A 15118-nucleotide genomic window follows, 5' to 3' on the forward strand; every position below is an offset into this window, starting at 1 on the left:
CACTTGTTCTCTGCGGGCCAACGCCTGCGCAACCTGCCTTTCCGTGCTATACTCTCGTCTCCGGGCTGTCTTCCTACTGCTGTTGCTAGTGTGGGCGCCCCGTGTTTTTGCCCAGGCCCCGGCCACCACGGCGGCCGGTCCGTTGCTTACGCCCCGCCAGTTTTTAGGCTATGAGCTGGGCACCCGCTTCACGCCCCATGCCGAGTTGCTTCGCTACGTGGAGCACGTAGTGCAGCACAGCCCCGGCCGCATGCAGCTCCAGCGCTACGGCAAAACCTACGAAAACCGCCCCCTGGAACTGGTGTACGTGGCCTCAGCGGATAACTTCACCCGCCTGGATGGCATTCGCCGCAACAACCTACGCCTAGCCGGGCTGGAAACAGGAGCCGTGCAACGCCAGCAGCCCGCCGTGGTATGGCTGAGCTATAATGTGCACGGTAACGAGGCCGTGTCGTCGGAGGCCGTGATGCAGGTGCTCTATGATTTGGCTAACCCCCAGAACGAGCAAATGCAGACGTGGCTCCAGAACCTAGTGGTAATTGTGGACCCCTGCGTGAACCCCGATGGGCGCGACCGGTATGCCCAGTGGTACAACCGCGTGGCCAGCCAGCAGTCCAACGCCTCGCCTCTAAGCTGGGAGCACCACGAGCCCTGGCCCGGTGGCCGCTACAACCACTACTATTTCGATCTGAACCGCGACTGGGCTTGGCAAACGCAGAAAGAAAGCCGCCAGCGCATTGAGGTGTACAACCAGTGGCTACCGCAGGTACACGCCGATTTTCATGAAATGGGGCCCAATAATCCTTACTACTTCTCGCCGGCGGCCAAACCCTTCCACGCCGACCTCACGGAGTGGCAGCGCAAATTCCAGAACATCATTGGCGACTACAACCGTAAGGTGTTCGACAAAAACAACTGGCTCTACTTCACCCGCGAAACCTACGACCTGTTTGCTCCTTTTTACGGCGACACGTGGCCTTCTTTCAACGGGGCCATTGGCATGACTTACGAGCAAGGTGGCGGCGGACCAGCGGGCATCAGCTACGTGAAAACCGACGGCGATACGCTCACGCTCACGCAGCGCATTGAGCACCATCATGCCACCAGCTTGGCTACAATTCAGGCTGCCGCCGACCGCCACGATGAGCTAATTCGAGAGTTCCAGAAGTTCTATACCGATGCCCGCACCAAGCCCCGCGGCGAGTACAAATCGTACGTGCTGGCTGGCTCCTCCGATCCCGGTCAGATGCTGGCACTTACCGAGTACCTCGACCGCCAACAGATCAGCTACGGGTATGCCACTAAGCGCAGCAAGCTGAAGGGCTATAACTACGCGTCGGGCAAAACCGAGAATGTACAGGTAGAGCCGCGCGACGTGGTAATCAGTATGTTTCAGCCGAAATCTACCCTAGTAAAAGTGCTGTTCGAGCCCCAGTCTCAGCTAGAAGACTCGCTCACCTATGACCTTACGGCCTGGTCGTTGCCGTACGCCTTCGGGCTGCAGGGCTATGCCTTACGCAACCAGCTGGCCGTGACTACGGCCGCGCCGCCCGTCGCTACGGTAGTAGGTAAGAATAACCAACCGGTAACCAACCAGACACAGGTAGCCGCCGACCGGCCCTATGCTTACCTGGCGCGCTGGAATAGCCTGCAGGATATACGTTTTCTGAGCCGACTGCTCCAGCAGGGCGTGAAGCTGCGGGTGGCAGCCGAGCCCTTCGAAACGGAAGGCCAGAAGTATGAACGTGGTACGCTCATCATTCCGCGTACCGGCAACGAGCGTCTGGGCGCCCGCTTCGATCAGCTGGTGCAGGCCCAGGCCGATTCGTCGGGGGTGCGGGTGCGTGCCGTGCAGTCGGGCCTCTCTACTACCGGCGGCGACTTGGGCTCCAGCTCCGTTCGGCCTCTGAAACAGGTGAATGTGGCCATTTTGGCCGGCCCCGGGGTCGATGCCACCGCATTTGGCGAGGTCTGGCACTTCTTCGAGCAACAAGTAGGTTACCCCGTTTCCATTCTTGGTACTGACTACTTTAATACGGTGCCGCTCAGCAAGTTCGATGTACTGATTCTGCCCGATGGGAATTACGACAATGTGCTTTCGGAGCGCGGACTGGAAAACGTGAAAACGTGGGTGCGCGGTGGTGGCCGGCTGATTGCGCTGGAAGGAGCCTCGCGGTTCCTGGCCGGTAAAAAGGACTTCCTGCTCAAAACTAAACCTTCCGACTCGACGGCCACCTCCAAAAAGGCCAACCCCTACGCCGCCCTGCGCCGCTACGCCGATGCCGAGCGCGAACAGATTGGCGAACGGGTGCAGGGCAGCGTGTACCGCGTGCAGCTCGACAATACGCATCCACTAGCCTTCGGCTATGGCTCAACCTACTTTGCTTTGCTCCGCGATACGCCAAACTACCAGTTTCTACCCCAGGGCGGCTGGAATGTAGGCGTTCTGAAGAAAAACAGCTACGCTTCCGGTTTCACGGGGCGCAAGGCGCAGCGGGCGCTTACCGATAGTTTCGTACTCGGAACGCAGAGCCTGGGCCGGGGGCAGGTGGTATACCTCGGCGATAATCCGCTGTTCAGGGCGTTCTGGCAGGGCGGAAAGCTACTGTTTGGCAATGCCGTGTTCATGGTTGGGCAATAGACTGACCCTAGGACATAAAAAAAGCCCCGCTGACTTAGTCAGCGGGGCTTTTTTTATGAAGAGCAATAGATTAATCTACTACGTCCTCGGTCTTGTTTTTTACGGCTTTAGCACCCTTTTTCACGGCGTGGCCGGTCTTTCTGGCGCCTTTCTTCACTACCGTGCCGGTTTTGCGAGCACCACGGCCTACTGCGCTGCCCGTTTTCTTGCCAGCATCTTTTACGTCTTCTTTGGTGTTGTAAGCCTTCTGGCCAGCTTCCGTACGGCCGGTGCGGGCTTCTACTTTCGTGGTACCATTGTCGCGGGTAGTAATGGTGGTTTTAGCACCAGTAGTAGAGTCCCGGACGGTAGTTTTTTCGCCCTGGGCGAAAGCAGCCGTCGACAGAGCAACAGCTGCGGTAAGCATCAATATCTTTTTCATGTGGAGAGTCAGATTTAGTAAAGAATCTGAGCCTTATACGGAGTAGCGAAATTAGGGATAACAATGCAGGGGAAAATTGCCAACGCCCAAACCGTAAACCACTGATCAGAGGCTAGTAAACTTCCTCGAAAAAGTGTCTGTGTGAAGATAGAGAAGCCCTTCAAGCGGGTTGCTGCTCGGCACTAGGGTAGCAGCAACGATGAATCGCCGTAGCTCAGGAAGCGGTAGTTATTGGCCAGCGCATGGTCATACACGCGGCGCCAGTCGGGCCCAATAAGCGCGGCTACCAGCAGCAGCAAGGTGCTTTCAGGCTGATGAAAATTGGTAATCAGCCCGCTGATTAGCCGGAAGCGGTAGCCTGGCGCAATCAGCAGTTGCGTGGTCGCGTGTAATGAATCGGCTCCGCTAGCTTCCAGGTGCTGCAAAAGTGCCGTCAGGGCTGCTGCTGCCGGCACATCAGGCTGCTCTTCGTAGGGTTGCCACTGGGTTACGTGCCACTGGGGGCTAGTGGCGGGCTGCTGCACCAGCCGGGCGCCCAGCCAATACAGACTTTCCAGAGTACGCAGGCTGGTAGTGCCAACCGGAATGATGGGCTGGGGCAGATGCGCCAGCAAAGTGCGCAGCGTGGCTGCCGTAATGCTGATTGGCTCGCCGTGCATAGGGTGGCCATCCATGCGCTCGGCCTTTACGGGCTGAAAAGTGCCCGCACCCACGTGCAGTGTTACCCGCGCCGATGGAATCTGGCGGGCACTAAGCTCTGATAGCACGGCATCAGAAAAGTGCAGACCGGCAGTGGGCGCTGCTACAGCGCCTTCGTGAGCCGCATACACCGTTTGGTACCGGATGGCATCCACATCAGTATCGGCGCGGTTGAGGTAGGGCGGCAGTGGCAGATGCCCGGCGCCGCGCAGTACTTCGGCAAACGGTAGGGTACTAGGTTCCCAACTGAACTGAACCAGCGCGTAGCCTTCGCCTTGCTCTACCCGCTCCGCTGATAATGTGGCAGGCTGTCCTAGGGCTTCAAACTCCAGCGTAACCGGGCCTTCTTTCCAGCGCCGGCCATTGCCCACCAAACACTTCCATACGCAACTGCCCGTTTGCTGCATGGCCGGTTCAATGGCGCGGTGTGGCGCCACAGGTTCCAGACAAAACAACTCTACCATTCCCCCCGTAGGCCGCCGCGCAAACAGGCGTGCACGCACCACTTTGGTATCGTTAAAGACCAGTAGGCTACTAGGGGGCAGCAGGCCGGGCAACTCCTGAAAGTGCCGGTCCGTTAGCTCGCCGCTGCGGTACACCAGCAGCTTGGAGCTGTCCCGGTCGGGAAGGGGCTCCGGGGCGATGCGCTCGGCCGGCAGTTGATACGTGAAATCGTGAATGGAAAGCTGGCGCGGATCAGGGGTAAAAGCAGACATAGCCGCAAAGGTAGCGCGCCAAGCAACGTTGTGCCGACTAAAATACGCCAGCTACTAGCGCTGAAAAAACAGCAGATGCTGTTGGGGCAGCGTCTCCACTGAGTCGGTGAGGCGCAACCCCACGGCGGCCATTTCGCGGCGGGCTTGTGCAATGCTCATCTTATGAATACGCTTAATGGGCACCTTGGGGTCTTCGGCCCGATATTCTACTAGGGCAACCCGGCCCGTAGGGGTAAGCGAGTTGCGAATTTCCCGCATCATTTCCCGCGGGTGATCAAACTCATGATACGCATCTACCAGCAACACCAGGTCAACGCCATTGGCTGGCAGGTTGGGGCTTTGGGTGGTACCGCGCACGGGCACCACATTATTGGCCTTCAGCTTCTCTTTGGTTTCGCGGAGGGCCGTGAGCATTTCAGTTTGAATATCAACGGCCAGTACCCGGCCCTGCGGCACCAAGGGGCTGATGCGGAATGTAAAGAACCCCGTGCCCGCGCCAATATCGGCCACTACATCCGTTGGTTTCAGCTTCAGTTCGCGCAGCAAAATATCGGTGCCTTCTTCCTGCTGCCGGTCAGAGCGCTCCAGCCAGCTTGAGCCCTCATGGCCCATTACGTGTGCTATCTGGCGGCCCAGGTAGTACTTGCTGATGCCATTTGGGTCCTGCGGCGCCCGCTTCTCATAGCCGCTGGTATCGGGCTGCGCGGAGCGGCGGGTTTCGGCCAGCTGAACAGTGGTGCTTTCGGTGAGAGGCTGCGTGCAGGCCAAAGGCCAGAGCAGGAAACTGGCCGCACTAAGCCGCCGCAAGTATTTTGGGAGAAGGGACATGTGCACAGGTACAAATAAACAGCGAACCACTAACATCCATAGTGGCTTAACCGTTCAGCTGAACTATTCGGGCTTTAAAAATGCCGCCGACATAGTCATGAAAGTCAGCGCGCTACGTGCTTGATTTAACCTAAGGAAAATAGAATAAATTATGTTTTCTATTTCTGTTTTATAATTTGGCCCGTATAAACCCCGATTTCAAACTATTCACCCTAATTCCTTTCGCTCATGAAGCACCTATCCGGACTCTTGAACAAGCTGACGGCCGTAGCCGCTGTAGCCGTAGCCCTGACCAGCTGCAACCGCGCCGAGTATGCTATGTTGCCCAAAACTTCATCGGCCTACCATGGTACCCAGCGGGGTGTTATTGTGAAGCCAGCGCCAGCTACGGCTGTCGTTACCCCCGAGGTAGCAGCTCCTGCCGTTGCAGAGGTTGAAGCGCCCGTTGTGGCTACGCTAACTGCACCAGTTGCCGCTGAGAAGCCTGTAGTAGCCTCAGCTCCGGCAGCCGCGCCCAAAGTGGCCGCTCCGGTAGAAGCAGCGCGCCCCGAGGCTAAGAAAGCATTCAGCGGCGTGAAGCTGAACGCAGTGCAGAAAGCTGCGCTTGCCAAAATTGATAAGAAAGCCGACAAGATTGCCGCCAAGCTGACCAAAAAGGACACGGCTTCGGCTAACGCCATCAGCAGCAACTTGAAGCTTGGTATTATTCTGGTGCTTATCGGCGCCCTGATTACCATTCTGCCCGGCGGCATTTTTGACCTCCTCGGTAGCATCGTGGCTATCATTGGTATCGTGTTCATCATTCTGGCCCTACTGGACATGGCGTAAGCCATCCATCAACTCAGTTTATAAAAAGCCCCGGCTACTCTGGTAGTCGGGGCTTTTTTGTTCGGCATATATTGCTGTGCTTAGCGTCCGTTATATCTAATCAAGTTTACAGATTGCCCATAATGTTCAAGTCAGGATTACAATTGTGGATTGGGATAGTACTAGGGCTAACGGGGTGCCAAACCACCCGTGTATCTGCTACTTTACCCGCAGTACGGGAATATGACGAGGTTGTAAGCCGCACTTCCACCTCCAGTTTTGAGGCAACTCAAGCTCGACCACTTGCTACGCTGGTGGCAGCAAATCTTCCGGACCTGGCTTCGACTAGCCCCGATAGAATACTTCGGAGTGGAGAACCGCAAGTGCTTGACGTGGCAAAGTGGCACCCTAGGTCATCGGATGAGCTAAAGGCGCCCGGAGGGAGTGCGTCCTCGCACGTGTCAGCCGTACCTGATACCCTCAAAATGCCCCCAACATTGCCGCAGACAGTGCAGGAGATAAGTCCGAAGCCCGACCGTAATACGACCATTGTAAACCTATTTGGAGCGATTATTACGGCTCTCGGGCTAGGAGCGATTATTACGAATGCTTCTATGACCGCAACCGGATGGGGTGGACTTACGCTGTTGGGAGGTGTTTGGCTTGGTATTATATTGAGTATTGTCGGGATAGCTCTACTGTTCTTTCAGGGCAAGAATGGGCGGTGGCGGCGCTTACGTGAGGCGCGAAAACGAACGTAATCGTAGAGTATTCACGATTGTTGGGCCGGCTTGAGGCAACCTGAGAGCCTAGTAACTTTCAAGCAGACATCGAGTTTTACTGTGCCTGCTGCGGAAAATAAATTCGTACTCCTTACATCGGGTCTACATCGGCGGCGATGCGCACCTGCTTAAACTCTTTCTGGTCGCGGACGATGTCGATGGCAGCTTGAATATCGGCTTTGGCAGCGCGCAGCACGGTGTGTTCGCGGCTGAGCTTGATGGTAATTTCCTGCAGATAGAAATTCCGAATACGGAAGATATACGGCGCCTCGGGGCCAAGTACTGCCTCGCGCCCTAGGCGGTCAACCAGCTCCTGTGTGAGCAAAATGGCAGCCCGCTCACCAGCGGTAACATCCATGTGCTTTACCGTAAGCCGGATGATACGCATGAAGGGCGGGTAGCCATGCTCGCGCCGTTGCAGGATTTCGTACTCATAAAACTCCAGGTAGTCGTTGCGGATAACCTTGTCAAAGATTACCTGTTCCGGGTCGCCGGTCTGGATGATAACGCGGCCTTTTTTGCCTTTCCGGCCCGCGCGCCCGCTCACCTGCACAAACATCTGGAACGCCCGCTCATGCGCCCGGAAATCGGGGTAGTGAATGATACTGTCGGCGTTGATGATGCCTACCAGGCTCACATTGGCAAAGTCGAGGCCCTTGGTTACCATTTGGGTACCTACCAACACGTTAGTCGTCTGCTTCTCGAAGTCGGAAATGATCTGCTGATACGAGTTTTTAGCCCGGGTTGTGTCGAGGTCCATGCGCTGCACGTTGGCCTGGGGCAGCATCACCTTCAAGTCGTCTTCCAGCTTTTCGGTGCCGAAACCCACCGTCTTAACGTTGCGCGAGCCGCAGGCGGGGCATTGCACGGGCATCCGCTCGTGGTAGCCGCAGTAATGGCAGCGCAGCTCGTGGGCATGCTTGTGGTAGCTTAGGCTCACGGCGCAGCTCTTGCACTTGGGTATCCAGCCGCAGTCGAGGCAATTAATGAACGGAGCGTAGCCACGACGATTCTGAAACAGGATAACCTGCTCCTTCATGGCTAGCTTCGTCTCCATTTCCGTCATCAACTCCGGCGTGAAATGGTTGTGCATGGTTTTCTGCTCCCGGCTTTTGCGGGTATCCACCAGCACAATTTCCGGCAGGCCAGCTTCGCCAAAGCGCTTGGTCAGAGATACTAAGCCATAACGGCCGGCGCGGGCCTGGTAATATGTCTCAACGGCCGGCGTAGCTGAGCCCAGCAGCGTTTTAGAGCCCTGGAAGTTGGCCATCATTAGGGCTACCTCGCGGGCATTGTAGCGCGGCGCCGGGTCGTACTGCTTGTAGCTCGACTCGTGCTCTTCGTCGACGATAGTGAGGGCTAGGTTGTCGAAGGGCAGGAAGATGGACGAGCGCACGCCAATCACTACCTGAAAACGACCCGAGAGCACACCGTTCCAGACTTCTACCCGCTCGTTATCGGAAAACTTGGAATGGTACACGCCCAGGCGCGAGCCGAATACCCGCATCAGGCGCGTTACAATTTGGGCCGTAAGGGCAATTTCGGGTAGCAGGTACAGCACCTGTCCGCCACCGTCCAGGGCCTGCTTAATCAGCTCAATATAGATTTCGGTTTTGCCAGCGCCCGTCACGCCGTGCAGCAGCACAATGTCTTTCTCCTGAAACTGCCGCATGATGTCGTCGCGGGCTTCCTGCTGGGCTTCACTCAGTGTGAAGTGCATCTTGGCCTCGGCGTCGTCTTCATCCAGCGGAAAGCGCGACACAATGGTATCGAATTGCTCGAGCACGCCGTTTTTAATGAGCGTGTTCACGGCGGAAGGGGAAAGGTGCGGTGCGCTGGTAAGGGCGGCTTTCTCCAGGCCCTTGTGGTTGGCATGCTCACTCTGGTACACCGGCACCCGCTGCAGGTAGCGCATAAGCACATCCAGCTGCTTGGAGCGCGAAGCCAGTTGCGTAAATAGCTGCTCCAGCGCTGCTTCGGCTACGTAATGGTGGGCTAGGCGCACCTTCTTCACCACTTTGGGCGAGTACTTATCCTGCAGGTGCTCAAAAAGGAACACCACGTCCTTCTGCATCAAAGACTTGATGTACTTATGGAACGACGCAATGCCAAGCAGTTCGCCTACCTCCGTAAAGGTCATGGACTTGCCTTCCTCACCAGTGCTCAGCGCATCTACTACCTTCTGTTCCTGCTCAGATAGGGGGTAGGGATTGGTTTCAGGCTCGAAGGCGGGATGCAACTGCACGCGGCTTTCGGAGCTGAGTTTGAGCGCTGAGGGTAAGGCCGCATTGATGACTTCGCCGAGGGTGCAGAGGTAGTAATCGGCCATCCAGCGAAACAGCTTCAGCTGGGGCTGTGTCACGACGGGGGCGTCGTCGATAAACTCGAGGATGTATTTGGCCTGATATAGCGCCGGGGGCGTTTCGTGCACGGCCGCCACAATGCAGCTCAGCGTTTTCTTGGCCCCGAACTGCACAATCACGCGGCCGCCTACCACTACCTGGTCGTTCAGCTCGAACGGAACGCGGTAGGTGTATAGCTTAGGCAGCGGAAGCGGCAGAATCACATCGGCAAACAGCGTAACGCGGTCGGCAGCGGGTTCTGGCTGGGGCTGAACAAAATCAAACGTGAGGCTCAAAGGAAATCAGACTGGAAGCGGACAGTAAAGATAGCACCGCGGCGCCCGGAACCCGCACTATAACTGGCGCAACGCCTCGGCTACCGAGTGCACCGGCTGCTGGCAGGCACGGTTAAAGCAGACATAGAGGGTCGTCTGTTTGTTCCGGGCTTCGCGGCCTTGCAGTAAGGGTAATGTGCTGGTTTCCGTAGTTCCGGCTAGCACAACACTAGGCAAGTAGTGGCGGCTCAGCTGTTTGCGAAATTCTTCGGCTTCCGGACCCACAATGGCAATTTCAGCGGTGGGCCGCAACTGAGTGGCGTACAGCCGAGCCCAGTTGCTGAGGCTTTGCGGCTCGTTTGCCACTAGGTCCTGAACTTGCTGAAGCATAGCGGCGGCTAGGTCCGTGTACTGCTGGTTTCCGAGGTGCAGGCCTAGGCGGTGCAGGTTGTGCGCCATCACGGAGTTGGAGGCGGGAATAACGTTGTCGAACAGCTCCTTCTTGCGGGCTATAAGTGGCGCGCTTTGTTTATCAGTGAAGAAAAACAGCTGCTCACTAGGGTCGAAGAAGTGCCCAACCGCATACGCCGTCAGCCGGTCGGCTTCTTGTAGCCACTCTTCGGCGAAGGTGGCCTCATAGAGGCTGATGTATGCCTGAATCACTAGGGCATAATCTTCGAGAAAGCCGGCAATGGTAGCCCGACCGTTTTTGTAGTTGCGACATAGTCCTTCCGCAGAAGTTAGCTTATCGCGCAGAAAATGGGCGTTCTGTAGCGCCAGCGCCAGGAATTCGGGTTCGACGAAGGCACGGTACGCATCGAGAAGCCCTTGTAAGGTTAAGCCATTCCAACCGGTCAGGATCTTATCGTCGAGACCAGGGTGAGGGCGGGCTTCGCGGGCCGCCAAGAGTTGCTGTTGCCAGTTGCCCACCAGTTCCTCTACCAAAGCCGGCGCTAGGTTGTGTTCCTGCGCAAACTCCTCATCAAACATCCGGCGGTGCAAGATATTCACGCCGTGCTCCCAGTTGCCAATTGCCGTGCAGTTGTAGTACGCCGACGCTAGGGCTTCTTCCTGCCCCAAGACCTCGCGCAGCTCCGCCATCGTCCAGACGTAAAACCTGCCCTCCACGCCTTCGCTATCGGCGTCCAACGACGAATAGAAGCCGCCTTCCGGACTCAGCAGCTCGCGCTGTAGAAACGCAACGGTGTCATACACTACCCGCCGATACAGCTCCACCCCCGTTACCTGGTAGGCTTCGGCGTAGAGGCTCAGGAGCTGGCCATTATCATATAGCATTTTCTCGAAGTGCGGTACTAACCACTTTGCATCCACGGAGTACCTAGCAAAGCCGCCACCTATTTGATCATAAAGGCCGCCCCAGGCCATTTCCCGTAGCGTCAGGTGTAGTTGCTCCAGCATGTTGGGGCTGCCTGTAAGGGCGTGCGTGTGCAGCAAAAAGCGCCAAACACTAGGCATCGGAAACTTGGGAGCCGTACTCAGGCCACCCTGCTGCCGGTCAAACTTCGCGGCCAGGTTATACACGAGCAGCTTGAATTGCTGATCAGAGAGGGTCTCGGCAGTGCTCAATGGGCGGTATCTTTCCAGTTCACTAGCCTGCAACACCTGCCTAAACTGCTCCGCAGAGGCATTCAGCTCCGCCCGGTGCTCACCCGCATAGCCTTGCCCAATGCTGGTCAGCAGCTGCAGCCAGTTGCGCGGTGGGAAATACGTGCCGCCGTAGAACGGCTTGGCCTCCGAAGTGAGAAACACATTCAGGGGCCAGCCACCCTGCAGCCCCATGGCATGCAACGCCTCCATATACACCTGGTCCACATCGGGCCGCTCCTCTCGGTCTACCTTGATGCAGATAAAGTGCTGGTTCATGACGGCCGCCACCTGCGGATTCTCGAACGATTCGCGCTCCATCACATGGCACCAATGGCACGCTGCATAGCCGATACTCACCAGAATAGGCTTTTGCTCGTCGCGTGCCTGTTGCAGCGCCTCCTCGCCCCACGGGTACCACTCAACGGGGTTGTGGGCGTGCTGAAGCAGATACGGACTTGACTCCTGTGCTAAACGGTTGGTATGCGTCGGCATGGCAGATAAAGTTAGGATAGCGAATCAGGTAACTATCGGAATTTAGGTTCAGAGCAGGAGTAAGGCTAGGCCACTGTAGAACAGAAAACCCGGCCGAAGAGCCGGGTTTTCTTAATTACGTTGTTTCCGGGGCGGGTGTGTCAGCCCCTGGTTTACGCCGTGGCGGGCGGGGCTTGCGCTTGGGCGCTGCACTCGGTGCGGCGGCTTCTGCTGGCACAGGGGCTTCCGTTATAGCCGGAGCGGGTGCCAAGGCTTCAGTGGCCGCTTTCGGGCGGCGTGGTGGCCGTTTGCGAGCTGGTTTAGCCGTAACCGAAGGTGCTTCAGCGGCTGGTGCAGGTGCTGCTTCAGGCGTAACCGGTGGCTTGGCGGCCGGGCGCTTGCGGCTGCGTGCCGGTGCTTTTGCCGGTTTTGGTGCTGCTTCGGGGGTAGCGGTTACAGCTTCGGGAGTAGCTAGTACGGGGGCCGCGGGTGAGGGTGTGGGCTCGGGTACAGCTTCATGCGGCGTTGTTGTATCTGGTGCTTCAATTGGAGTAGCCCGCGGCGCCCGTGGCTTTGCTGGCGGACGCTTTCGGCTGCGGGTATTAGGGCTACTAGGCTCCGGGGCAGCGGCAACTGGCGCTGTTTCCAATGATGGGGCTTCTGCCTCGGAAGGGGTAGATACCACAACCACATCTGGCGTTATGCTGGCAGCAGGAGCAAGGGGTTGCTCATCTGCTTGGTCCTCAGTAGGAGCAGAAGCATATAAGGCAGGTCGTTCGGTACGTCCGCCAGAATGGGCAGGGCGTGGGGACCGCCGGTTGTTCCGCTCCCGCCGTGGCTGGTTACTAGCGGGTACCTCGGGAGCAGGCGCTGCCTCCTCCGCAGCAGGCGTAGGCCCTTGCTCGTCAGTAGTTGGCTGTATAGATGGTGCAACCTCAGCAGGAGAGCGTCGGCCGCGCCGCAACTCATCTTCCGTGATGTAAATAACCTCGTCAGCCGAAGTAGTTTCTTCAGCCTCATCCTGGATGTTGTCCGGCTGAGTGCTTAGGTCAGAAACAAATGCGGGCATGCTGGCCGTAACGGGCTGGTTTTGGGCCGCATCGACACCTAGCTCGGCCGCCAGACGGGCGTGCTTGCGCTTGGTCCGTTTGGCCCCACCGCGGGAACGGCGCTTTTTCTTCCGAACAGGTTCTTCCCCTTCAACAGTGACGTCATCAGAGTCAGTCACTGCGTCCGTTTCTACTTCCTCTTCGTCGGCTGCACCAGCTGTGTAGGCGTGCTCATACGCTAATTCCGATGAAACCTCATCTGCATCTTCGTTCTCCTGCTCCTCGTCATCCGTCTCCAGCAGTATACCGGCGCCGGCGCCATCCAGAGAGGCTTCCTGGCGGCTGCTTACGCTTGCTTCTACCACGCTGGATACACCAACATCAATGCGCTCCTCGTCATCGTCGTACTCTTCCTCTTCCGGCACCACCGGAGCAGGAGGGAGGGGCAAGCCGGCTAATTCACGCTCCAGATGCAGCGTTTCCATCCTAACATCTGCTAGGCCGCTAACTTTATGCAACCGCTCCAGTGTGCTTTCCAAGAACTGCCGATGTTCAGGAGATGCTGCATACAGCGGCCGATGCCCCAGCGCCTGCCGGATGCCTTCCCACTCTTTCTTAAAGCGCCCAAAAGCGGTATCAAAGAAAGTACGGGTAAACCGCTCCCAAATATAGTTTTCTGCCACTTCCGACGGATGCAGCATATCCGAAGCATAGAACCGATAGTCGCGCAGATCATCTACCAGCAGTTCGTAGGCTGGGAAATACGACACATCAGGCAGTAATTCGCTTAGGTAATGACAAGCAACCCGCAGCATTGCTTTGCTGGCTGAGTTCAGCACCAGCGTTTCCTTTACATGGCGCACAGGGCTAACCGTCAGAACAAAGCGTAAGCGCGGATTGATGCGGCGCAGATACGCGTGTGTTTCTGCTACAGCCGCAATAATCTCGTCCGCCGTGAGCAGTTCCTTCTCAAACTTCTCAGCAGGTACTTTGTGGCAGTTATTTACGATTTCGTCGGTTTCCCGCAGTCGGTACGCGTAAGCTGTACCCAGCGTCAGAACTACTAGGTCAGCAGTAGCCAGAAACACTCCGGTTTCGCGCGTTAGGGCCTGAATGTGCTGGAGCAATTCTACCGGCGAGCTGGCGCCCACCTCGGCATGCAAGTCATAGCTTTGCCAGCGGCCCCGAGCCTCTACTAGGTGCTGCTGCCAGTCCATATCTTCACCCGCCGCGGCACGAAGCAGCTTGCAGGCTGAAATAGGATTAAATACGGTGCCAAACGGATTAGCCATCGTCGCGACTTTAAAGTCACCGAGACGAGAGCCGATAGAGTCCGAAAAGCAGGAGCCTATCGTCAGCACCCGCGCTGAAAGCGGCAGCTGTTGCGGATGGGGCGTGAGCGGGAGTTCAGTTCGAAACATTTCTTATAATACGGCCTTTTTGGGGCCAACGGATAGGCAACCTACTCAACATCCCTCGTTCGGCCAAAATCCTGACCTAGGCGCTGCTTAAGCAAGGCGAGGGAGAGCCAGCGCAGAAAGGGTAGTGCTAACGGAAACTGAAGGACTTCGGGCGCCCGTAAAAGCCCGCTAGCAGGTAGTAAGAAGTAAAAAAGCGCCCGGTTGCATGGGCAACCGGGCGCTCTATACTAGGCATGCAGCCCAACCAGTAGCTTATTCAGCCACTACATTGAAGCGTACTTTGTGCTTCACCTCGCGGTGCAGATCAACCGTAGCGGTGTACTCACCAACTGCGCTCGGATCAGTGTCAAACGACAGACGCTTGCGGTCTACGTCAACACCTTTCGCTTTCAGCGCGTCAGCCAATTGCAGCGTGGTTACACGACCGAAAATGCGGCCGCTTTCACCCACTTTAGCAGCAATGTCAAGTACTACGTTACCGATTTTGTCAGCGATGCTCTGAGCATCAGCTTTCACCTTCTCGGCTTTATGAGCAGCCTGACGGATGTTTTCGGTTACGATCTTCTTGTTGCTTTTGTCGGCCAATACTGCCAGACCCTGCGGGAGCAGGTAGTTACGGCCGTAGCCTGGCTTTACCACGACGATGTCGTTCTTGTAGCCAAGGCCTTTAACGTCGTCTTTCAGAATTAATTCCATGTCTTTCTTTAGTATTGAGTAGTGAGTAGTAAGTATTGAGTAAGAACCGAGTGAAATAAATTCACAGCTGTCTCACTACTCAATACCAACTATTCAATACTAATTTTCTATTTCAAAGAGTCAGTTACGTAGGGCATCAGAGCCAAGTGACGTGCTTTCGCAACGGCTTGGGCTACTTTGCGCTGAAACTTCAGGCTAGTACCGGTGATGCGACGGGGCAGGATGCGGCCCTGCTCGTTCACAAACTTCAACAGGAAGTTCGGGTCTTTGTAGTCTACGTACTTAATGCCGTTCTTCTGGAAGCGGCAGTATTTCTTGCGCGTATCCTGCTTGTGGATTTTTTCGTTGGCGAGGCTCATCTT

General features: G+C 56.7%; 10 protein-coding genes. 2 read left to right on the plus strand and 8 right to left on the minus strand.

Features of this window, described 5'->3' with window-relative positions:
* Positions 1–43 precede the first annotated feature (43 nt).
* Positions 44–2641: a M14 family metallopeptidase gene (locus ACYVHC_RS13035; RefSeq protein ID WP_460614161.1), complete on the plus strand. Its 2598-nt coding sequence runs from the start codon at positions 44–46 to the stop codon at positions 2639–2641.
* Positions 2642–2711: 70 nt separating this feature from the next.
* On the opposite strand, the gene ACYVHC_RS13040 is transcribed toward ACYVHC_RS13035, so the two are convergent.
* The 3 genes from ACYVHC_RS13040 to ACYVHC_RS13050 all read right to left on the minus strand — a co-directional run bounded on the left by ACYVHC_RS13040 (position 2712) and on the right by ACYVHC_RS13050 (position 5305).
* Complete coding sequence (locus ACYVHC_RS13040; RefSeq protein WP_460614162.1) at positions 2712–3062, minus strand: hypothetical protein; 351 nt, start codon at positions 3060–3062, stop codon at positions 2712–2714.
* A 182-nt stretch (positions 3063–3244) separates the two neighbouring features.
* Complete coding sequence (locus tag ACYVHC_RS13045) at positions 3245–4477, minus strand: S-adenosylmethionine:tRNA ribosyltransferase-isomerase (RefSeq protein ID WP_460614163.1); 1233 nt, start codon at positions 4475–4477, stop codon at positions 3245–3247.
* Positions 4478–4531: 54 nt separating this feature from the next.
* On the minus strand, positions 4532–5305 hold the full coding sequence (locus ACYVHC_RS13050) for a class I SAM-dependent methyltransferase (protein ID WP_460614164.1): 774 nt from the start codon (positions 5303–5305) through the stop codon (positions 4532–4534).
* Between the two features lie 228 nt (positions 5306–5533).
* On the opposite strand from ACYVHC_RS13050, the gene ACYVHC_RS13055 reads away from it, so the two are divergent.
* The gene (locus ACYVHC_RS13055; RefSeq protein WP_460614165.1) at positions 5534–6133 is read left to right on the plus strand and encodes a hypothetical protein; all 600 of its coding nucleotides are present in this window, start codon (positions 5534–5536) and stop codon (positions 6131–6133) included.
* A gap of 852 nt (positions 6134–6985) precedes the next feature.
* On the opposite strand, the gene priA is transcribed toward ACYVHC_RS13055, so the two are convergent.
* From priA to rpsR, 5 genes are all read right to left on the minus strand, one after another.
* Positions 6986–9532 (minus strand): primosomal protein N', encoded by a 2547-nt coding sequence (gene priA, locus ACYVHC_RS13060; protein ID WP_460614166.1) that lies wholly within the window; start codon positions 9530–9532, stop codon positions 6986–6988.
* Positions 9533–9589: 57 nt separating this feature from the next.
* Positions 9590–11611 carry a thioredoxin domain-containing protein gene (locus ACYVHC_RS13065; protein ID WP_460614167.1) on the minus strand — a complete coding sequence of 674 codons (2022 nt, stop codon included), beginning with the start codon at positions 11609–11611 and terminating at the stop codon, positions 9590–9592.
* 115 nt (positions 11612–11726) lie between these two features.
* Positions 11727–14060: a GSCFA domain-containing protein gene (locus ACYVHC_RS13070; protein WP_460614168.1), complete on the minus strand. Its 2334-nt coding sequence runs from the start codon at positions 14058–14060 to the stop codon at positions 11727–11729.
* 252 nt (positions 14061–14312) lie between these two features.
* The gene (gene rplI / locus ACYVHC_RS13075) at positions 14313–14756 is read right to left on the minus strand and encodes a bL9 family ribosomal protein (RefSeq protein ID WP_460614169.1); all 444 of its coding nucleotides are present in this window, start codon (positions 14754–14756) and stop codon (positions 14313–14315) included.
* Between the two features lie 107 nt (positions 14757–14863).
* Positions 14864–15115 (minus strand): 30S ribosomal protein S18, encoded by a 252-nt coding sequence (gene rpsR, locus ACYVHC_RS13080; protein ID WP_044002832.1) that lies wholly within the window; start codon positions 15113–15115, stop codon positions 14864–14866.
* Positions 15116–15118: the final 3 nt, after the last annotated feature.

This window comes from Hymenobacter seoulensis (assembly GCF_054780535.1).

Bases quoted from the DNA above. Each gene is read 5' to 3' on its own strand.
- ACYVHC_RS13050 (WP_460614164.1), bottom strand. From the start codon at position 5,305: ATGTCCCTTCTCCCAAAATACTTGCGGCGGCTTAGTGCGGCCAGTTTC.
- rplI (WP_460614169.1), bottom strand. From the start codon at position 14,756: ATGGAATTAATTCTGAAAGACGACGTTAAAGGCCTTGGCTACAAGAAC.
- ACYVHC_RS13040 (WP_460614162.1), bottom strand. From the start codon at position 3,062: ATGAAAAAGATATTGATGCTTACCGCAGCTGTTGCTCTGTCGACGGCT.
- rpsR (WP_044002832.1), bottom strand. From the start codon at position 15,115: ATGAGCCTCGCCAACGAAAAAATCCACAAGCAGGATACGCGCAAGAAA.
- ACYVHC_RS13070 (WP_460614168.1), bottom strand. From the start codon at position 14,060: ATGTTTCGAACTGAACTCCCGCTCACGCCCCATCCGCAACAGCTGCCG.
- ACYVHC_RS13045 (WP_460614163.1), bottom strand. From the start codon at position 4,477: ATGTCTGCTTTTACCCCTGATCCGCGCCAGCTTTCCATTCACGATTTC.
- ACYVHC_RS13065 (WP_460614167.1), bottom strand. From the start codon at position 11,611: ATGCCGACGCATACCAACCGTTTAGCACAGGAGTCAAGTCCGTATCTG.
- ACYVHC_RS13055 (WP_460614165.1), top strand. From the start codon at position 5,534: ATGAAGCACCTATCCGGACTCTTGAACAAGCTGACGGCCGTAGCCGCT.